16 protein-coding genes are annotated in these 19,599 nt (G+C 61.7%); 10 read left to right on the plus strand and 6 right to left on the minus strand.

Annotated elements, in window-relative coordinates:
- Positions 1–4 precede the first annotated feature (4 nt).
- From P0D96_RS22775 to P0D96_RS22805, 7 genes are all read left to right on the plus strand, one after another.
- A complete protein-coding gene (locus tag P0D96_RS22775; RefSeq protein ID WP_408315404.1) occupies positions 5–1,465 on the plus strand; it encodes an efflux transporter outer membrane subunit in 1,461 nt (486 codons plus the stop codon).
- Positions 1,466–1,595: 130 nt separating this feature from the next.
- A complete protein-coding gene (locus tag P0D96_RS22780; RefSeq protein ID WP_408178792.1) occupies positions 1,596–2,762 on the plus strand; it encodes an HPP family protein in 1,167 nt (388 codons plus the stop codon).
- 89 nt (positions 2,763–2,851) lie between these two features.
- Positions 2,852–3,265, plus strand: coding sequence for a MarR family winged helix-turn-helix transcriptional regulator (locus tag P0D96_RS22785; protein WP_012431895.1), 414 nt, complete (start codon positions 2,852–2,854; stop codon positions 3,263–3,265).
- Positions 3,266–3,271: 6 nt separating this feature from the next.
- Entirely contained in the window at positions 3,272–5,062 is a 1,791-nt protein-coding gene (locus tag P0D96_RS22790) for a chloride channel protein (protein ID WP_408315406.1), read from the plus strand.
- 287 nt (positions 5,063–5,349) lie between these two features.
- Positions 5,350–5,883 carry a DUF4142 domain-containing protein gene (locus tag P0D96_RS22795; RefSeq protein ID WP_408315408.1) on the plus strand — a complete coding sequence of 178 codons (534 nt, stop codon included), beginning with the start codon at positions 5,350–5,352 and terminating at the stop codon, positions 5,881–5,883.
- Between the two features lie 86 nt (positions 5,884–5,969).
- Positions 5,970–6,614 carry an RNA polymerase sigma factor gene (locus P0D96_RS22800; RefSeq protein WP_408315502.1) on the plus strand — a complete coding sequence of 215 codons (645 nt, stop codon included), beginning with the start codon at positions 5,970–5,972 and terminating at the stop codon, positions 6,612–6,614.
- A 40-nt stretch (positions 6,615–6,654) separates the two neighbouring features.
- Positions 6,655–7,038 carry a hypothetical protein gene (locus P0D96_RS22805; RefSeq protein ID WP_408315410.1) on the plus strand — a complete coding sequence of 128 codons (384 nt, stop codon included), beginning with the start codon at positions 6,655–6,657 and terminating at the stop codon, positions 7,036–7,038.
- Positions 7,039–7,043: 5 nt separating this feature from the next.
- On the opposite strand, the gene P0D96_RS22810 is transcribed toward P0D96_RS22805, so the two are convergent.
- Entirely contained in the window at positions 7,044–7,391 is a 348-nt protein-coding gene (locus tag P0D96_RS22810) for a hypothetical protein (protein ID WP_408178799.1), read from the minus strand.
- Between the two features lie 345 nt (positions 7,392–7,736).
- Here P0D96_RS22810 and P0D96_RS22815 point away from each other — a divergent pair, with 345 nt between their 5' ends.
- Both P0D96_RS22815 and P0D96_RS22820 read left to right on the plus strand, forming a co-directional pair.
- Positions 7,737–8,333 carry a hypothetical protein gene (locus P0D96_RS22815; RefSeq protein ID WP_132375911.1) on the plus strand — a complete coding sequence of 199 codons (597 nt, stop codon included), beginning with the start codon at positions 7,737–7,739 and terminating at the stop codon, positions 8,331–8,333.
- Positions 8,334–8,585: 252 nt separating this feature from the next.
- On the plus strand, positions 8,586–9,572 hold the full coding sequence (locus P0D96_RS22820; RefSeq protein ID WP_408315412.1) for a hypothetical protein: 987 nt from the start codon (positions 8,586–8,588) through the stop codon (positions 9,570–9,572).
- Between the two features lie 61 nt (positions 9,573–9,633).
- Here P0D96_RS22820 and P0D96_RS22825 read toward each other — a convergent pair whose 3' ends face one another.
- The gene (locus P0D96_RS22825) at positions 9,634–10,707 is read right to left on the minus strand and encodes a glycosyltransferase (protein ID WP_132375913.1); all 1,074 of its coding nucleotides are present in this window, start codon (positions 10,705–10,707) and stop codon (positions 9,634–9,636) included.
- Positions 10,707–11,960, minus strand: coding sequence for an oligosaccharide flippase family protein (locus tag P0D96_RS22830; RefSeq protein ID WP_408315413.1), 1,254 nt, complete (start codon positions 11,958–11,960; stop codon positions 10,707–10,709). The genes P0D96_RS22825 and P0D96_RS22830 overlap by 1 nt, the downstream gene beginning before the upstream one ends.
- A 329-nt stretch (positions 11,961–12,289) precedes the next feature.
- Here P0D96_RS22830 and P0D96_RS22835 point away from each other — a divergent pair, with 329 nt between their 5' ends.
- Positions 12,290–13,495, plus strand: coding sequence for a glycosyltransferase (locus P0D96_RS22835; protein ID WP_408315414.1), 1,206 nt, complete (start codon positions 12,290–12,292; stop codon positions 13,493–13,495).
- 97 nt (positions 13,496–13,592) lie between these two features.
- Here the strand turns inward: P0D96_RS22835 and P0D96_RS22840 are convergent, their stop codons facing one another.
- The 3 genes from P0D96_RS22840 to P0D96_RS22850 all read right to left on the minus strand — a co-directional run bounded on the left by P0D96_RS22840 (position 13,593) and on the right by P0D96_RS22850 (position 18,941).
- On the minus strand, positions 13,593–14,753 hold the full coding sequence (locus P0D96_RS22840) for a hypothetical protein (RefSeq protein ID WP_408315415.1): 1,161 nt from the start codon (positions 14,751–14,753) through the stop codon (positions 13,593–13,595).
- 39 nt (positions 14,754–14,792) lie between these two features.
- Positions 14,793–17,147: a polysaccharide biosynthesis tyrosine autokinase gene (locus P0D96_RS22845; RefSeq protein ID WP_408315417.1), complete on the minus strand. Its 2,355-nt coding sequence runs from the start codon at positions 17,145–17,147 to the stop codon at positions 14,793–14,795.
- Between the two features lie 339 nt (positions 17,148–17,486).
- Positions 17,487–18,941, minus strand: a complete 1,455-nt coding sequence (locus P0D96_RS22850; RefSeq protein ID WP_408178806.1) for a glycosyl hydrolase — start codon at positions 18,939–18,941, stop codon at positions 17,487–17,489.
- Positions 18,942–19,599 lie beyond the last annotated feature (658 nt).

The raw sequence follows: 19,599 nt of genomic DNA on the forward strand, positions 1-19,599 counted from the left end.
GATCATGAAGCAACTCGTTTTCCTGTGTTCACTCGTGCTATGCGGCTGCGCAGTGGGACCGGACTTTCACGCGCCCGCTGCGCCGGACACGCAAACCTACACGCACAAGGCCGAGTCATCTCGTACGGTATCGGCCGGCGGCACAGAGGGTTCCTCGCAAACCTTCACGACGGCGGACACGCCGCTACCGATGTGGTGGCGCCAGTTTCACTCGGCGCAGCTTGATCGTCTTGTCGAGCAGGCACTCAGCCAAAGCCCTACCTTGGCGCAAGCCCGCGCAAAGCTGATCGAGGCGCGCGAAAACTATAACGCCCAGTCGGGTGCGACACGATTTCCGAGCGTCGACGCGAAGATTTCGGCAATGCGTCAACAAGTCGATCTCGCGGCTTTCGGCATTCCGAATGTCGAGAACCCCGGGCCGTTTTCGCTATTCAATGCGTCGGTGATGGTGTCCTACACATTCGACGTTTTCGGCGGCAATCGCCGGGCGCTCGAAGCCACGTTGGCGCAGGTCGACTATGAGGCGTTCCAACTGGATGCAGCGCGCTTGTCCATTGCGGGCAATGTCGTGTCGACGGCCGTGCAGCGCGCTTCGCTGCAACAACAGGTCTTGCTGACGCAGCGTCTTGCAGATGCACAGGCGCAGCAACTCGGCATCATGGAGGCACGCTTTGCCGCCGGTGGTGTGTCGCAGCTCGACGTGAACAGCCAGCGCACGTTGCTCGCGCAGACGCGTGCGTCGCTGCCGCCACTCGCTACGCAGCTCGCGCAGGCGGATCACCAGCTTGCGATCCTGGTGGGCGACGCCCCGTCTAAAGCAGATTTCGATCAACTCACGCTGGACTCGCTTCACCTTCCGGTTGAGATACCCGTGACGCTGCCATCGACACTTGCACGGCAACGTCCTGACATCCGCGCCTCTGAAGCGCTATTGCACCAGGCCAGCGCAAACGTGGGCGTTGCAACGGCGAATCTGTATCCACAGTTTTCGCTATCGGCGGGAATCGGCTCTGAACGCACGAGTATTCAGGACATTGTGAATGGCCTGAACATCTGGAATATCGGCCTGAATCTGACACAGCCCATTTTTCACGGCGGCGAACTGCATGCGAAGAAACGTGCCGCCCAGGCCGCCTATGACGCTGCGTTTGCGAGCTATCAGCAAACGGTACTTCAGGCGCTGCAACAGGTCGCAGATGCGCTGACGGCATTACATAACGATGCGCACGAGTTGCATGCACGCGACGACGCCGCGCGACAGGCTCGAGCGAACCTCGAGATTGCGCGCGCGCAGTATTCAGCGGGTGGCGTCAGCCAGTTCAGCCTGCTCGACACGCAACGTCAAGCGCTGCAGACCGCTCTCGACCAGACGCATGCGCAGGCTGCCCGGTTGGGCGACACGGCTGCGCTGTTTCAGTCGCTGGGTAGCAGCGAGGCTGACTTGACGTTAGGAAGCGCGCCGTAAGGGCGAGAGGCCGCTTTGCGTGACCACATATATCATGGAGTGATATATAATCGGATCGAAGGCCCGCGGCGGAATCCGGAGTGTGGCCTCGCCCCACGTGATATCGCCCTCTCAAATTCCTATTCGACCCTTGTCCCGCTACGCTCTCATCCGCTGGCTCGCCAGCTTCGCCCCCCACCCCATTGCCGTCCGGTGGCCGGAGCGCCTGAGATCGGGTCTCGGCGCCTTGCTCGGAATTGCATTCACCGGCGGGACCATGCACGTCCTTCTCGGACCGGCGGCGAACATTCCGCTTCTCGTCGCGCCAATGGGCGCTTCGGCCGTGCTGCTGTTCGCGGTTCCCGCCAGTCCGCTTGCGCAACCGTGGTCGATTATCGGCGGCAATATCGTCTCCGCGACAGTCGGCGTGGCCTGCGCAAGCTGGATCGCCGATCCAGTGGGCGCGGCTGCCTTGGCCGTCGCGCTGGCGATCTGTGCGATGTTTGCGCTGCGCTGCGTTCACCCGCCGTCGGGCGCGGTCGCGCTGACCGCGGTCCTCGGCGGTCCGGCGGTGCACGCGTTGGGCTACCGCTTCGTGGCCGAGCCGATTGCAATCCAGTCGGTGACGCTGCTGTGCGGTGCCATCATCTATCACGCTGCTACCGGGCATCGATACCCGCACGTCGCCCAGGCGAGTTCGGTCAAAGGCGCGGGCGCATCGGCTTCGGCGTCGAATGAAGGTTTTACGCGCGCGGACCTCGAAGCAGTGTTGAACCGGCGCGGCGAATTGCTCGATATCGACACGGACGATCTGGAATCTCTGTTGCGCGATGTTCAGTTGCAGGCCTACGCCCGTACGTTCAATGAACTGACCTGCGCGGACATCATGTCGCGGTCGCTCGTCGCCGTGTCGGCCACCACGCGAGCTTCCGCCGCATGGAGTCTGCTGAAGCAGCGCCAGATCAAGGCACTTCCGGTCACTGACGAAAAGCAGCACGTGATCGGCATCGTGACCCGCGCCGACCTCGTCGACAAACGCGCGTTCGGCAAAGCGCCCGGTCTGTCGTCTCCCATGCAGCGCTGGTTCAGGCGCAGCGTCACGCCGGCGCCGCTGGTCGGCGCCCTGATGAATGTCGACGTCCGTACCGTCGACGCAACGACGCCGATCGTCGAACTGGTGCCCGTGTTCGCGAACTACGGGCATCACCATATCCCGGTTCTGGACTCGAGACAGCGGCTTGCCGGAATGATCACGCAGGCCGATCTCATCGCGGGACTGTATCGCCAGGCTTACGCCAAGCAGCGAACCACGGCATAGCCACCGTCATACACATCGAGGTCGAACACGGACATACATATCACGTCATGATATAATTCGTGTTTCACTTCTTTCTCCACGGCACTCCGATGAAAACACTCACGCGCGGCTTGACCAAGGCGAACTTCGAGCAACTGTCCGAGTTTCGCTACCAGATGCGGCGCTTCGAGCGTTTCTCTGAACAGGCCGCCCAGGGCGAAGGCATCACGCCGTTGCAGTATCTGCTGCTCCTGCATATCAAGGGTTATCCGGAGCGCGACTGGGCGACCGTCGGCGAGCTTGCGGAACGGCTGCAGGCGCAGCATCACGGCGTGGTCGCGCTCGTGTCCCGCTGCGAGGCGCTCGATCTGGTCCGCAGGAAGGTCAGTGAGACGGACCGCCGCCAGGTCGAGGTTCATCTGTTGAAGGCGGGCGAGCAGGTGCTCGCCCGTCTCGCCGAGATGCACCGTGCCGAGCTGAAGTCGCTCAAAGGCGCGTTTAATGTCCCCCAGATCGATATTTGAGTCACCATGAGTCTCGATACCCATAAGCGCGATTTTTCCATCAATGCGCGGCTTCCTGGCATTTCCGCGCTCGCCGCGGGGATCGGCGCTCTCAGCACGCTCGCGGCGTTCGTGCTGTTGAGCCTGATTCATCTATTCACCAATCTGTTTTTCTTCCAGCAATTTTCGTTTGCGGACCGCTCACCCGCTGTCAACACGTTGGGTGTCTGGGTGGTAGTCATCCCTGTGATCGGCGGTCTGATCGTCGGTCTAATGGCGCGTTACGGCTCGGAGAAGATTCGCGGGCATGGCATTCCCGAAGCGATCGAGGCCATCCTGTTCGGCAAGAGCCGCATGTCGCCGAAGGTGGCGATTCTCAAGCCGCTGTCGTCCGGCATCGTGATCGGCAGCGGCGGCCCGTTCGGGGCGGAAGGCCCGATCATCATGACAGGCGGCGCGCTGGGCTCGCTGATCGCGCAGTGCGTGAAGGTCACGTCCGCGGAACGCAAGACGCTACTGGTAGCCGGCGCGGCGGCGGGCATGACAGCGGTCTTCGGCACGCCGGTGGCGGCCGTCCTGCTGGCGGTTGAACTGCTGCTGTTCGAATGGCGCCCGCGCAGTTTTCTGCCGGTCGCCCTCGCGTGTGCCGTCGCGGGATTTGCGCGCGCGGCATTCTTCGGCACCGGGCCGCTGTTTCCGCTCGAAACCGAGCCGCCCGGCGCGCTGTCGCTGCTGTCCTGCGTCATCGCGGGTCTGCTCTCCGGTGCGCTCGCCTCGGGTTTGTCGGCCGCGCTTTATAAAGTCGAGGACCTGTTCGGCAAGCTGCCCATCCACTGGATGTGGTGGCCCGCGCTGGGCGGGCTCGTCGTCGGCATCGGCGGCTTTCTCGAACCGCGTGCGCTCGGCGTCGGCTACGACGTGATCGGCGACCTGTTGCATCAGCACATTGCAATCCAGATCGCGCTGGCGATTCTCATCGTGAAGGCTGTCATCTGGGTCGTGGCGCTGGGCTCGGGTACTTCGGGCGGCGTCCTTGCTCCATTGCTCATGCTGGGCGCGGGACTCGGCGTCTTGCTCGGCCATGTGCTGCCGGGCGGCGAACCCGCCCTGTGGCCGCTCGTCTGCATGGCGGCCACGCTCGGCGCGACTTTGGGCGCGCCGTTGACCGCCATCGTGTTCGCATTCGGCCTGACGCACGACAGTAACGCACTGCTGCCGCTGCTCGCCGCGACGCTGATCGCGCACGGGTTCGCAACAGTCGTCATGAAGCGTTCCATCATGACAGAGAAAATTGCCCGGCGTGGTTATCACATTTACCGGGAATACGGTGTCGATCCACTCGAGCGCCACCATGTCGACGAGGTGATGTCGCGCACGGTCAAGACAATCGATGCCGACATGTCCGTGGCCGAAGCGCTGGCAACGTACTTCGGCGCGACGCAGACACATCGCGCCTATCCGGTGGTGCGTCAGGGCGCGCTGGTGGGCGTCGTCGATCGCGCGGTGCTGGAGAAAATCCGCGATGGCGACGCGCAAAATGCGCTCGACTCGCGACTCGCCGACGTATTGCGCCAGCGTTCGCCCGCTTTTGCATTACCCGGTGAAACCTGCCGGCTCGTCGCAACGCGGCTTGCGGTGCATGGTCTCGAACGGTTGCCGGTGGTTGCGGATTCCGCAACGTTGCAACTGATCGGCATCGTGTCGCGCAGCGATCTGATCAAGCCGTCTCTCGCGCACTTTGACGAAGAGCACATGAAAGAGCGGTTCCGGCGCTTGCGAATGGACACCGGCAAGCGGCACTTCCCACCGGTTCCGTAAACCGCCAGAGCTGTCAGCGATTCTTCCGTGCCCCTTCGGGGGCACGCTTGCCTCCTTTTCCCCGCTGTTTCACAGCACTGTCTCCCGCACGACATCGTCCCGACGCCGCGAAGCCATGTCGCGCGTTTCATCGCTATTCGCAAGCGTTCCAAAGACACGCGCGTCGCAAGCCACAACTGGGAACGGGGCTCGCACACGTGACATCCAACACCATATTGACGATCGAATCAGCCGCCGATCGCGTGCGGACCGACCCGGACTCGCCATCATTATTCAGGAGACGCAAGATGAAGATGATCAGCGCAGCACTGCTCAGCGCACTCACGTTGACCGGCCTTCCATGCTGGGCGCAGAGCGCCGGTCCCACCGATGCGCAGATCGCAGCCATCGTCGTGACGGCCAGTCAGGTGGATATCGACGCGGGCAAGCTCGCGGAATCGAAAACGAAGTCGAAAGATGTCAAAGCGTTCGCGCAACGCATGGTCACCGATCACAGCGGCGTCAACAAGGCCGCCGCCGACCTTGTGCACAAACTGGGCGTGACGCCGGAAGACAATCCGACGAGCCAGAGTCTCAAGCAAGGCGGCGATGCGAACCTGGCCAATCTGAAGTCGCTCAAGGGCGCGCCATTCGACCAGGCGTATATCGATCACGAGGTCACCTATCACGAGAACGTTCTCGACGCGCTGGACAAGACGTTGATTCCGGACGCGCAGAACGCGGAATTGAAGGCGCTGCTCGTCAAGGTGCGCCCAGCCTTTGTCGCGCATCTCGAGCACGCCGCGCATTTGCAGGCTGCGCTGGGCAAGAGCGGTGAGTAATCCGACAGTTCGCGCGGCCGGAAAGCGCCGGAGCAAGAGCACGTTCAAGCTTTGCCGCGGACGACGAACGTGAGACAGTCCGCCGCATCGTCGCGGGAGATCGCTCGGCGTTCGAACTGCTGATGCGCCGGCACAACCGGCGCTTGTATCGTCTCGCGCGCGCCACGCTGCGTGACGCGGCGGAAGCCGAAGACGCGCTGCAGGCGGCGTATCTATCGGCCTACAGATCGATCGCCCGGTTTCGTGGCGATGCCACGCTTCTCACCTGGCTGTCCCGTCTGGTGCTCAATGAATGCTATGGACGCCTGCGCCGGGAAGCTCGCCGTCAGAACGTGATTCCGATGGTGGACGCCAACACTCACGTCGATATCGATACCATGATCGCGCAAGATTCCGATTCCCCAGAAAAGGCGGCCGCGCGCGCCGAGTTGCGGACATTGCTCGAGCGCAAGCTGGACGAATTGCCGGAAGCCTTTCGCGTTGTGTTCGTGCTGCGTTCAGTCGAGGAAATGAGCGTCGAGGAGACCGCGCAATGTCTCGACATCCCGGAAGCGACGGTGCGCAGCCGGCACTTCCGCGCCAAGAGCCTGCTCCGCGAATCATTGGCGCACGAGATCGATCTCGCCGAGCGCGACGTCTTCGAATTCGGTGGTGCGCATTGCGACCGGGTGGTCGCCAACGTACTAAAGCGGCTAGCCGATGAGGATGGTCAGCCGTTCACTTGTGGTTGAGATTTGTTTGCACGCTGTTGGCAGATGGAGAGAGTCGCCTATGCGCCGTCGATACAAATCCGCCGTTTTCGCCGACCCCATTCGCAGTGTCTGCGCGATCCTGGCCCTGCTCGCCGCGGTGGCAAGCTCGAGCGCCGAGGCGCGCGAGATCAAAGTCGTGTCGGGAACCTATGGCAAGAACTGCGGCGCGTCACGAGGCAACGCGACTGCAGACCTCGCCCGCCAGTGCAACGGTCTGCAGACCTGCCGGTACGTGCTGCACAAGGCACCCACAGGCACTCCATCCGTGCGCTGCCGCACGGACTTCCGCGCCGAATGGTTTTGCACCGGCACCGAATTCCATACCGCCGCGCTCAGCGCTCAAGCAGAGCCGGGCAGCACACTCGTGCTGAGTTGCGTCGAAGAGACCGGCGCGGGCAAATAACCGCCTCACTTCTGCGGACGGGCCCGCAGGGCGTTCTGCGCCATCCACCTGAGCCGCTCGCAGTCAGCCTTGACTCTCGATTTGAATTCCGCCGGATCGTGCAACCGCATGGCGTTCATCTGAATGCCTTCCTTCTCGCCGCGGCGCCAGCCGGTCTGCCATTGCAGGTCGAAGTTGCTGGCGTCATGCAGCACCTTGCGCAGGCGCTCCTTGTACGCGCCAATACGTTCGGGCGAGGTCCCACAGAATTCCTGGGCGAAATGAGCCCGCTCACCCGCGGCTTGCGCATTGGCGTTCGCGGTTTCCTCGTTCGCCACGCCCGGCAGCGGCCATGCCACCGACAGCAACAGCACGGATGCCACCGGCAATAGCATTCGATAGCAGTACTGCCATTTCCTCATGTCCGACTCCTTACGTCCATGGCGGCGCATCCGTCCAATCAGCCCGGCACGGCCGCATCGCCCAGGGATACTCCCTACGTTTTCCGCCATTTCACGCCGATCTGTCTTGATTCGACTGCAGGATGGCGGTTTCACGCGCTATGCCAGTGTATTGCGTTGACAATACACGGTGTTACGCTCAAGAAAGCAGCCTTCGCGGCAGTGAGCCGCCGTTCAGCGGCAGAACAGCAGCCATAGAACATACCGCGAAGCGCGAATGCCTACGAGAGGCGAAACATCGCTGCGGGAGCGACTGCGATGCAAATCAAAACATATACCGGACTGACGCTATTGGTGTTTAGCAGTGCTGCTTTCGCATGGCAGCCACTCACCTATCCAATTCGAAGTCAAAGCCCTTATCAGCGCAGCATCGATACCGCGATGTGTTACGCGACGGCGAACAAGCAGACCAAGGTCAACATCGTCCGCGAGCCGCAGATTCCACCGCGCAAGCCGGCTGCCACCAAGACGTCGTCGACCGGCGTGCCGTCGCGGCCGCCATTGCCGCCCAGCACCTTCTCGTCCGCGCCGATCGGCGCGAGCATGCCGGCCGCCGCCGCGCCGGGCGCGAGCGCGCCCGCAGAGACTACGGCGGCGACGGCGACGAAGGGTGCCTCGGCGCCTACGGCGGCGAGCGCGACTTCGGCGGGCACCACGACCACGGCCGCCACGGCGGCATCGGCGACGAGCGCGGGCAACAGCGCCTCGGAAACGGCGGCTGCGAGCGAGGCGCAGATGGCTGCGGCATCCAGTGTGAAGCTGCCACCTCTGCCGGCGCCCGAGCCGCCAATGACACAGTATTGGGCCGCGTATGGCGCGTGCATGCAAGCGCGGGGTTACGTCGTCGCACAGTAACCCTGCTTGCAAGCCTCGTTACGGTGCCTTGTTTTTTTCTGATTGTGGCGCCGGCATTCGACGCCCCTTTGCGACACGGCGATGCTTAGCGACTTTACTTCCGATCAGCACGATCCCCTCAGATGCGGGCACTGCGGTGTCCCGCTAGCCGGTCGCTTCACGCCCTGTCCTTTGTGCCATCGGCGACCGGTCGATTCGTTCGGCGCGCGTTCGGCGCCGCCTCCCTCGCTCAAAGTCCCGCTGAAGGATCCATTGGACGATTCTCAGCCGCTCGTCGACAGCCGTCTGCCGACACGCAGGATCTGGAACCCGTCCTCGCGCGCGCTGGTCAATCCCTACGAGTTCATCGAGGAGCCCGTGGTCGCGGTGTCCGCCTATCAGCGACTGCGCCAGCCCCTCGTGCTGGGCGCATCGGTGCTGGTGGTGACGTCCGCGGTGTATCTGGGGTTCATCCATAGCAACGACTCGGATGTCGGCACGCCTATCGCGGTTTCCGGCAAGGTGCGCACGCAAAACGTCCCGCCGCTCGTCGTCATTCCGCAGAAGCCCACGGCCGCTGTCGCGCAGCGGTCCGCGCCTGCCACCCCACAGAAATCCACGACCATCGTCGCCCAGAAGCCTGCAGCCGTCGCCTCCCAGAAGCCCGCCACCGTCATCGCGCAGAAGCCCGCGGCCGCGCCCACTGTCGTCGCACCAAAGCCCGCGGCCACCGTCGCCGCCGCGCGGTCCGTGCCCGTGCGTTCGCCGCCGGTTCCGCCACCGGCCGCGACGCCACCGCTTTCGCGCCGAGTCGCATCCGTTGGACCCGAGACGAAGCGAAATCCGGGCGGCCAGTCAGGCAACCCGCCGGATCAACCGCGCGCGGATGTGTCGCGGCATCTCAGAGCTGCCCGTGCCAATCTGCAGCAGAACAATCTTTCGGCGACCCGAGGGCGCCTCGCAGCAGCCATCGCCGCGCAGCCGGATAATCGCGACGCGTTGAACTTGCGCTCGACAGTGAGCCAACGCGAACAGCAGCGCGACGCGCTACTGAGCCTTGCGCGAGGCTGCGGATATATCGCTCGATGGACGTGCGTCTCGCACAATGCCGGCACGGCACTGCAGATCGATTCGAGCAGCAAGGAAGCACAGCGTCTCGTGACGCTTGCACAGCGCGAAACCGAACTGCAGATGCCGCCGCCCGCGGAACCCGCACCCGAGCCGCCGCCCGACACACGCGACGTGGCCATCCATCATTGACACAAGAGGCCGCTTCGATCAGTCATGCAGGAATGGAACAGGAACACGTGCGCGCTGCGCCCTAGCGGGCCGGCACGGCCAGACTCACCTGACGCGCGATCGCGCGATAGCGGTCAGCGGTATCCCTGAGCGTCAAGCCGGCCAGCGAGCGTTCCGCCCGCGCCTGCCCTAGCGCAACGATCACCGCCTCGGCATAGCACTGCACATTGCCGGTATCGACCAATTGGACGCCGGGAAATCCGCTCGCGAAAGCGAAGGCCGGAATCTTGCTCGCCACGATCGGCACGCCGGAAGCCAGCGCTTCGAGAAAAGCCACACTGTGCGCCTCGGATTGCGACGGCATGACGAACACGTTCGACTCCGACAGCACGGTCGCGACATCCGTGCGCGGACCTGCCACCGCGACGCGCTCCGCGATGCCCAGCGTCTTCGCCAACGCGACGACCGCGCGGTGATAGTCGGGGTCTTCGATCACGCCGTACAACACGAGCCGTGCGTCTTTCTCGTGCTTGAGGACTTCGTTGAAAGCCCGCACCGTCAGCAGTTGATTTTTGACCGCCGCGTACCGGCCGATCTGCACCACCTGCGGCGTGCGGCCGTCGCGCTCCACGCCGTCGGTGAACGCGAAGCGCGCGATGTCCACGCCGTTCGGCACGACGGTCATCGACGGATGCGGCCCGATGGCCTGCACATAGTCCGTCACCCCCTGCTCCGACACGCCGATCACCATCCGGGCGCGTCCCGACAGGACATGCTCGACGCGCCTGAACAGAGGGCGCTCGAAGTCGTTGGTCGCCGAATGCATGACGTAGACCACCGGCACGCGCAACGGCAATGCGCGCGCGTAAAACGACGGAATGGTCGCGTGCGCAAAGATCACATCCGGATGAAAACGCCGCACGGCGCCGAACAGATGGCACAACTTGATGAACGCACGATGCCGCCGCTCTGGAAAGAAGCACTGCACGCCGTGGCTTTCGAGGTCGTTCTGCAAGGGCGCGAAATCGGCATGCGCCGGCAACAGCGAAGCCACGCACACCGCCATGCCCTCGGCACACTGATCGAGCGCGAGGTCCTTGGCCAGGACTTCAGCTCCCGACAGACGCGGCGCAAGAACCAGGTGAAAGACACGCATCATGGTGTCCTTGCCATCAACGTCCTGAACAGCATCCACGCGGCGGCGCAGCCAAGGCCGAGCGTCATGGACCAGGCAATGCCCGTCACGCCCCAATAATGCACGGCGGGAGGCGCGCTCAACACCAGCACCACGACCTGGATCGCCGACGCATGCACGGTCGCCTTCGCGTCGCCCACCGCGCGCAGATAGGCCACGAGCACTGCGATCAAAGCGCCGATTGCCATATTGATCACCAGGATCCTGAAGAGCGGCACTGCCGGCAGCCATGCCGCGCCGAGAATCAGCGAGAAGAGCGGCTCGGCGATCAGCCGCAGCACTGCGACGAAAGCCGCGAGCCCGATCGCGATCACCAGCAGATAGATCTTGATGATGCGCGACGCCGACTCCGGACTGCGGCGATGATGCGCCGCGAAGGTCGGAAAGAGGTATTGCGACATGGCGATCGCGGCGTCGGCGAGCAGCATCTGCGCGAGCCGCGACGACATCTGATAGCTGCCCAGTTGCGCCGGCCCGAGCAGTTTGCCGACCACCACCTTGTCGAACTGATTGAGCAGTAGATTGATCACGCTGCTGGCCCAGATCCAGCGGCTGAAACCGACATAGTGGCCGATGCCCGACCACACCGCGCGGATCGGCGGACGCGGTTTCATGGTCGCCCAGGTCAGCGTGCTTTTCAGGCTCTCGCCGGCCACGAGGCCGATCAGCACCGAAGACGCGCCGGCGCCGAAATACGCGAGCGCGAGCCCCACCGTGCAGTCGACGAATGACGCCGCCACCTCCACACCGGCGATATGCTGGAAGCGCCGTTCGCGCTGCACCACGTAATAAGCGGGCGACGCCAGACCGCGCAGCAACGGCAGCAGCGCCGCGAGTTGGATCAGGATCAGCGAGCCGTCCAGATGGAACTGGCTGCTCAGCAATGGGGCGAGCGCGACCAGCAGCAGCGAAATGAGCACACCTCGCGCCGTCAATGTCGTCCACACCGCGCCGAGCTGCGAGCGCGACGGCGGATGTTCGCCTTGAATGACCGCTTGCGCGAGGCCGGTATCGGACAGCGCCTCGGCAATCGCCACCGCGAGCAGAGCCACGCTCACGCTGCCGATCGCCGCCGGCCCTAGCATCCGGCCAATCGCAAGAAATTTGATCGCTACAAGTCCACGCACGGCGAACTGCTGTAGCAGGACCCACGTCGCCGCACTCGCGCCGAAGCTGCCCGCCACCGAGAACGCCGGAAGCCTGATCGCCCGCAAGCTATTTCTCCGTCGAATCGGAGCGCCGTTGAATCGGCCGCGCAGAGCGATTTCAAGCATCGCTCTGCGGACGCCGCCGGCGCATAATTTGTTAGGTTGCACCAGCAAGCTGGCGAGGTTTTTTCATCGAACTCTATGCACGACCATACCGCGAGAGAATCGCCTACAACCGCCATCAGCTAGGCCGGTTCGGCCTAAGCCGACACCCCCTAGTACGCTGAACCACAAAGCCGGACAAATTAGTGGTTACACGGATTCCGGCGGTGCTAACGTTGCTCAGCTAGCGCCATGCGGGAACGGGCGCACGGGTACTTTTTTTTGCAACGCAAATGGCTACCGAAGCGATGGAACGAGACTACGTCCTGATTGTGGAACCGAATCTCACCGGTCACCGCTGGCGATATGTCGAGTGGACCATGCAGGCCTGCGCTGAAGCCGGCTATCCGTGCATGCTCGTGACCGAGTGCGCGAACGAAGACCACCGGCTCCCGAGACAGATCACCGCCGCGAACCGCCCGGACCAGCAGATCGCGTTTGTCGATCCCGAGGAGCAACCCCGCGGCCTCATGCGCGATCCCAACGAATACTGGCGCTTCCACCGCTATTTCAAGCGCGTGCACACGATCATCAGCCGGATGCAGTCGATCCGCCTCGTGGTCGTGCCCTATGTCGATTATTTCTTCTATTCTCTGCCGTTTCTCGGCTCGCCGTTCGGCAAGACGCCTTGGATCGGCATCACGATGCGCTCGACGTTCCATCATCACAAGGTCGGCATCAAGGCGCCCGATCGTCCGGTCGTCAATGCGATCAAGGCGCTGCTCTTCAAGCGCGCGATTCGGACCACCGGCCTGCGCACGCTGCTGACGATCGATCCCACCTTGCCGGAATGGTCAGCGCGCAGTGCATCGAAGCACAGCGCGGCCATTGCCTACGTGGCCGACCCTTTTCCCGATGAACACGCGGAAAACCCCGTACTGGCCCGCCAGCGTCTGGGACTCGATCCCGAGCAGCGCTATCTGCTGGTGTACGGCGCGATCACGGAACGCAAGGGCATCTACGAACTGGTGCATGCGCTGACGCGTCTCGAGCATGCGCCCACGCTGATCGTTGCCGGCGAGCAGGATGCGGGCACGCGTCATTTCATGCGCAATCATGTGCGCAGCCTCAAGCCCGCGCCGCTGGTGCTCGACGCCTTCATTTCCAACGATATGGAACGCGATCTGTTCTCCGCGTGCGACGCCGTCTGGCTCGGCTATAAGGGGCACTACGGCATGAGCGGCGTGCTGGTGCAGGCGTACCGTTTCGGCAAGCCCGTAATCGCGACGGAAGACGGTTTGATCGGCTGGTTCAGCCGGCGTTGCGAGCTGGGGCCGATTCTGAGCGACCTGAGTTCCGCGTCGATCGGCCGCGCGATCACCGAGACCATGACCTCGTGGCCGCATGCGCCTCAAGCCACGCCGTCCGCGCGTGAAGACCTGCTGTCACGGCATACGCTCGGGCAATTCAAGCAGACCTTGCTGCAGCAGATGGCTTGATTGCACGGCAGGTTCTTCAATAAAACACGAGGCGTCCATCATTGCGATGGACCGCCTCGTCACATGTGGCGTCGGTTTCGTCACTGACACGGCGAACTCATGTCTTGAAGTACCGCGGAAGTGGCTGGAATTGACGCGAAGGCTCCAAACGGTACGCGCTGTATGCCGCGAATCGAGGCCAGTAGCAAATCAGATAGGCGAGCGGAATAAAAGAGGTGACGGTAGTGACGCTGACGGTGGCGCTGATAAACAGAAATATCATCATGACGAAGCCGTCGCTCGCGGTAAATGCAATGACAGCGAAAACGACCAATGCGCTGAAGATCCCCAGTTCCGCTATCGTGCCGGGAAGACCACCAAACAGCGCACCGAGCGCCATGTCGTCCTGGATCAAACGGATATAGGGAAGGTACTTGTAGTGCGCCATCATGTCGGGTGCGCTGATGCCCTTGACGAGATCCTCCAGCCGCGCATCGAACACGAACGCATAGCCGGCCAACCGGTGGGCAAAGGTGTCCGAGCCGAAGAAATTGTTGGACGCAAGGTACACCGAGATCGCTGAAATCACCGCATAGTAGCCAACCATGACCACCACTGGATGGAGCGAGCGCAATCTGTAACGGAAGGGATACAGCGCAGCGAAAAGGAAAAGCACCATCGACGACTTCGAGAAGCTGATGAAAAGGCCGAAAAGATAGAGAGCAATGAGTTTTTTATTGGGTGAATCGCTGAAGAGATGCAGGATAAGAGACGCCACCAGCAACGACGAGAAAAACCCCGCTTCGCGCGAAAATCCCGAGACCCGAGTGAAGTAGAACACCTCGTAGAAGTTCGTGTTGGTCATCGTCGCGTAGTCGCCCCAAATCAGTTTCGACAGATTCGTTGGCCCGAGCAGGAGCGAGAAATCACGATCGACGTAGTACATCGCGAATTGCACGGTTGCGAACAGGATATTGATGACCATCCACGGATGAAGGTAGCTGATGCGGCGCTCTGTCGTGTACATCAGATAGCCGATGCAGATGCCGATCGACAGGACCCGCACCGCCGCGGAGGGAGAGGTCAACGCGCTTGCCATAACCGCGATCAGCAATGGGCCGGCCCAGCGACGCGCCGTACCGGCGAGGAAGCGGGAAAAATCCAGATCGAGGAACGGGATCACGAGATAGAAATAAAGGGTGATCCCGTTCACCTGCGGATTGAGAATCACGCAGGTAAAAAACATGTAGAACAGCACGGATACTAGTCTGGAGTACATTGTTTTCTCAATGCAGGAACGCGCGACAGCCGGCGGCGATCACGATGCGCCATGCTGTTGCGGTGGCGGAGCACTCGCCGCGGCATAGGCCGCTGCATAGCCGTAGCTGCGTTTCTCGCTGCGCCGTCGCGGCATCGCGTTGAATATCATGCCGATCAGACGCGCGCCGGCGCGATCAAGACTTTGCGCGGTGTCCTCGAGTTCCCGTTCGCTCTGGGCGCTCGGACGTACTACGAGCACCGTCGATCCGCCGAGAGAGGCGATCAGGTTTGCATCGCTCACCGCGAGCACCGGCGGTGTATCAACGATGATCACGTCATACAATTCGCCAAGACGGTCGAGTAGTTGTTGCATGCGGGGAGTCGAGAGCAGCCGGGACGGATTGGACGGGTACCGCCCTGCAGCGATAAACGAAAGTCCATGAACACCTGTGTTTCGAATCACGTGATTGACGTCGACCTGGCCAGCCAGAACTTCGGCGAGGCCACCCGCACCGGTCTGCTTCATGATGGCGGCCAGTTGGCCGCGGCGCATGTCGCCGTCGATCAGCAATACCCGTTTTCCGGCCTCCGCGCTGAGGACGGCCAGATTCGAAGAGATAAAACTCTTTCCCGTGCCGGGCGTCGCGCCTGTCACGACAAGCACGTTATTCGGCGCGTCCTGAATCTGCCGTTGCAACGACGCGCGTATGCCCCGCAAAGCTTCAAGCGGCATGTCATCGTACCCGTCGGTGGCGAGCAGGAAGCGGCCGCCGGCCAACACGGGATCTTGCGGAGCAGAGCCGCTATAGGCCAATCTGGGCGGCGATCCGGTTATCCTTTCGGCCCCTGTTTGCTGTGCTCTCCCCGAAAGGCCTTTCTTCGCCGGCTGCAAGTTCAGACTCTGCGCACGGTCCAGCCGGGCCTGCTCGTCACTGAACAACACGTGACCAAAGACAGGCAGGTTCAGATGGCGCTCGGCCGCCAGCGAGTTCTCGAGCGCCGACGACCATAGGCGCCGCACAAAGACGTACAGGAACGCCGCGATCAGACCGCCGGCGGCGCCCACGCCGATCACCAGCGGGCGCTTGGGTTTCACAGGGTCCACGGGCAACAGCGCGGTGTCGATGATGTGTACGTTCCCAAGCGTCCCAGCCTGCGTCACCGCCAGTTCGTTGGATTTGTTGACCATAGCAACATAGATATCTTCGGCGACCTTGACGTTGCGTGTGAGGTCGGCCGACCGGCGCTCGGACGCGGGCAACTGGTCAAAGCGCGCTTCGAACGCGCTCTTGGCATTCTGCAGAAGTTCGAGTTGGCTATTGACGGTCTGCACGTCACGCGAGTTTGCTGCAAAGTGACTTTCCAGCGCCGCTTTTTGCACCTTGAGCATCGCGATCTGACGGTCGAACTCAATGCTGCCCTGGAGGTAGGACGCGGCTTCGGTACCCGCCTGCATCGAGCTCGACGCGGTTCTGTACTGGCTCAGTTCGGCCTCCGCTTGCGTCAGGTTGGCGTGAAGCTTCGGCAGTTCTCCAACGATAAAGTCACGGGTCGTGAGGGCCTCGGTGCGGTGCTGCGCTATATGAGAAGCGATATAGCCCTGGGCGATGCCGTTGGCAATTGCGCGAGCCAGTTCCGGATCGGTGTTTTCATAGATGATCTGCACGACGCCGGTGTCCTTACCCGACTCGCTGACTTTCAACTGATGCTGGAAACGTTCGATTGCCTTGACGTCGCTAAAGCGCACGAGCGTGAATTCGGTTCCGGGGCGCGCGACGAGCCGATCCATCGTCAGCGCCACGCCGTTGGCCTGGGAGGGTACGCCGGGTGCGCCCGTGAGCAAGGTCCGCCCTTTCGGATCGGTGAGACGGTAGTGACCGCCAGCGAGAGCGGTCAACGTCAGTGATTCGTCTTCGAGCCAGGCCGGAACAGTCAGCGAACCGACCGACGCTTCCTCTCCGCCCCATGCAAAGGAGCCCAAACCGATGGGCGCCGGCATTGGCTCACCCGGCGTGGCAAATTGGCTGGTGATCGCTCCGATAACTGGGATGCGGTTCGGCGTGATTGAGGTGTCCTGCTTGAATTTCTTGATCACCGGCGCAATCACGCTCCGGCTTTGGATGATCTGAATCTCCGCCTCGGTAGGCAACGTGGGCGGAACGACCTGCTCCGGCGTCTTCGACGCTTGACCGAGCGCATTGGGCTGAGGGAAATCAACTTTGACCAACGCATCCGCGGAATAGACGGGGGTTGCTGCGAATGCATATAGCGCGGCCAGTCCCGTGACCACCGCGACAATGCCGACGATCAACCACACGTTGTCCACGATCAGGCGTGCTAGTTCGCCGGCGGAAAACGCATCGACGTTGTTCCGTAGCCCAACCGGCGCAGTACGGGAAACACTCGAATTCATACGACGAACTCCTTGTTTGTTAGAACCAGAGTGAACCACTGGCCGGGAAATCCTCTTCCCGAACGCGCCTCGCAGTTCGACAGGCGCATCAGATTGGATCAGGGGATCCGTCACGCTTGCGTGAGGATCAAGGGGTCGTTGGTGGCAGGGGTGGAGCGGTCCGGTCTCGCCTGACAGATTGCGGCGCCGCAGCGACATCGTCTGTGCTGTAACGCACACGACTTAAAAATCGCGCCACACAGAGGGACGGACCAAAAGAAACAGCCCGCGGCTTATAGAAAGCGCGGGCTGCGGAGGTAGAAGGCTTGCTGCGCCGGGACGCCGGCGCGACGGATCGGGTTAGACCGGATTGGCGGCAACGAAATTCTTGAAGGCCGCATAAGACGGATTCTTTGTGACGCCGTCTGCCTGTATGAGGCCGAAGTCCGGATCGATCAGGCAGTACATCTGGACGGATTGAATGTTGTATTGATCCTTGAGCGATCGATACTCCGTCAGCGCCTTGGTTACATAGCTAGCCTGTTGCGCCGGGGTGACCTGGTTGCCCTGCCAGCCCCATTCCGTCAACCAGATCGGCAGGTTAAAGGAGTCTTTCAGAACTTGCAGTACATTCAGGCAAGCGTTGTTTCGCCAGCCACAAATGATATCGCCTGAACTCTGGTACCAGTGGTAAGTCGTGTAGTCCCAGCGAACCTGCGCTGCGCCTGAAACGCCGTTAGCCGAGCCATTGGGCGTGATGCCGCTCCACAGCATCTGCAAGGCGCGATAAGCAAGCGGGACACCAACGTTGACGCCGCATTGGATCGTCGGGTCGATCGCCTTCACGCCGTCGATCATGCCGCGAATCACGCCGCGGAATGCCGGCCAGATCGCGGGACTATAGTTGTTCGTGTTGCTACCATCACCGTTCGTAATCAGGCCGTTCGAGTCGAGCTCGTTACCGCACTCGATGTACTTGACGAGGCCCTTCAGCGGCTTGGCGATGGACGATCCCAGGTTGTAGCCCAACGTGTATGCGGCCGATTCGGAACCGTTCTGGTTATACGCCGTCGACCAGACATTAATACAGGGCATGATGGACACGCCGCTGCCGGCAAACGCACCGGTCAATGCGTTGGCGACCGTCTGAGCCATGCCTGCGTCTGCTACGTCGACGCGATAGGTCGTAACGCCGAGATCCTTGAGCAACGCCAGTTGGGCAGCTGCCGACATGGTGTGGTAGATACCGTCGGGCCACGCAAGGTGGCCATTCATGCCGTAGAACAGCGAGCCCGAAGTCGAAGGGGAAGTCGCCCGGGTGACGTTGACCGTGATGGTCTGCGTGGTCTTGGTGCCGCCCGCCTGTCCCGCCGCAACGGAAAATGCGACCACATCGATCTGATGCGAGCCCACGGTCAATTTAGTCGTATCAACCTGGATGGAAAATTTGCCGCTGCTCGGCGTCGTGTCGGCGCCGATCTTGGCGACGGTCGCGTGGTCGTAAACGGCCACGTTGCGCCAGTTGGTGCCGGCTGTGCCGGTCACTGTGATGGTACCGGAGATAGTCGCGTTGGCCGCAGGGGTCGTCACGGTGAAACCGCTTGAGCCGGCCTTGTTGGCCACACTTGCGTCATTGGCTACCGCCGCGGGTGAGTCGCCGCTGCCACCGCCGCCGCATGCGGAAAGTGCAATCGACCCGGCACCTGCGACGAGACCGGCGAGGAACTTCCTTCGAGGTACTGATTCAGCAGGAACCAAAGAAGGGACGGAAAGTGGAAGATGTTGCTGATTTTTCGGTCGGGTAGGTAAGGTCATGAGTACAACTTACGCAGTTCGGTTGGGGTTCGCAGTATATGTGCCCGCCCTTTTCGTATGTTGTAACTGGATGTAAAAGCGCAGCGATAAGGCGAACTATCTCCAGACTTATGCGAAGAAGCAAATATCCGCATTACGCGTATCTAAAAAGAGAACATATGTGCGCCGCCGCACATACGAACTGTTGTGTCCGCGCAGCAGTAAAACAATTATTTACCTATTAATTAGGGGTTTTCAGCACTTAATTTTTGTGCTTCAGCCCGGCTCCAAGCGAGTTCTCGCTTTGTCTCCGGACAACCCGTCCCCGATAAAAGATCAAATATCGCGAGGATTTATTCATACAAATAGCAACCCCTTCTTCTATTTTGTCCGATGAATAAGGGTAAAAACTAACGACACCAAAAAAAAGCCGACCCTTAAATCGTTAGAGGGCCGACCGCATGTTCGCCATAGAAACTCTTTACGCGCGCACTTCTTGAAGTCGATTACGTCATTGGCTTGAACGAGTTTAGTTTTCATAACTCATTTAATTTATTCTCCATACGAAATGTCGAGCGCCCCTTTGGATGCCCGTAGCCATGGGCAATCAACAAAATGCGAGTGCGCCTGTCTGTCGCGCGGAGTGCCTGTGCGCCGGCGTGACGCTACATACTCGAAC

Origin of the sequence: Paraburkholderia sp. RL17-347-BIC-D, from assembly GCF_046027915.1 — a bacterium.
Classification (GTDB): domain Bacteria; phylum Pseudomonadota; class Gammaproteobacteria; order Burkholderiales; family Burkholderiaceae; genus Paraburkholderia.

What these genes read in the sequence shown, in the direction of transcription:
- P0D96_RS22825 (WP_132375913.1), bottom strand. Translation starts at nt 10,707, where the DNA reads ATGCGTGTCTTTCACCTGGTTCTTGCGCCGCGTCTGTCGGGAGCTGAA.
- P0D96_RS22815 (WP_132375911.1), top strand. Translation starts at nt 7,737, where the DNA reads ATGCAAATCAAAACATATACCGGACTGACGCTATTGGTGTTTAGCAGT.
- P0D96_RS22805 (WP_408315410.1), top strand. Translation starts at nt 6,655, where the DNA reads ATGCGCCGTCGATACAAATCCGCCGTTTTCGCCGACCCCATTCGCAGT.
- P0D96_RS22795 (WP_408315408.1), top strand. Translation starts at nt 5,350, where the DNA reads ATGAAGATGATCAGCGCAGCACTGCTCAGCGCACTCACGTTGACCGGC.
- P0D96_RS22850 (WP_408178806.1), bottom strand. Translation starts at nt 18,941, where the DNA reads ATGACCTTACCTACCCGACCGAAAAATCAGCAACATCTTCCACTTTCC.
- P0D96_RS22835 (WP_408315414.1), top strand. Translation starts at nt 12,290, where the DNA reads ATGGCTACCGAAGCGATGGAACGAGACTACGTCCTGATTGTGGAACCG.
- P0D96_RS22845 (WP_408315417.1), bottom strand. Translation starts at nt 17,147, where the DNA reads ATGAATTCGAGTGTTTCCCGTACTGCGCCGGTTGGGCTACGGAACAAC.
- P0D96_RS22775 (WP_408315404.1), top strand. Translation starts at nt 5, where the DNA reads ATGAAGCAACTCGTTTTCCTGTGTTCACTCGTGCTATGCGGCTGCGCA.
- P0D96_RS22840 (WP_408315415.1), bottom strand. Translation starts at nt 14,753, where the DNA reads ATGTACTCCAGACTAGTATCCGTGCTGTTCTACATGTTTTTTACCTGC.
- P0D96_RS22785 (WP_012431895.1), top strand. Translation starts at nt 2,852, where the DNA reads ATGAAAACACTCACGCGCGGCTTGACCAAGGCGAACTTCGAGCAACTG.
- P0D96_RS22790 (WP_408315406.1), top strand. Translation starts at nt 3,272, where the DNA reads ATGAGTCTCGATACCCATAAGCGCGATTTTTCCATCAATGCGCGGCTT.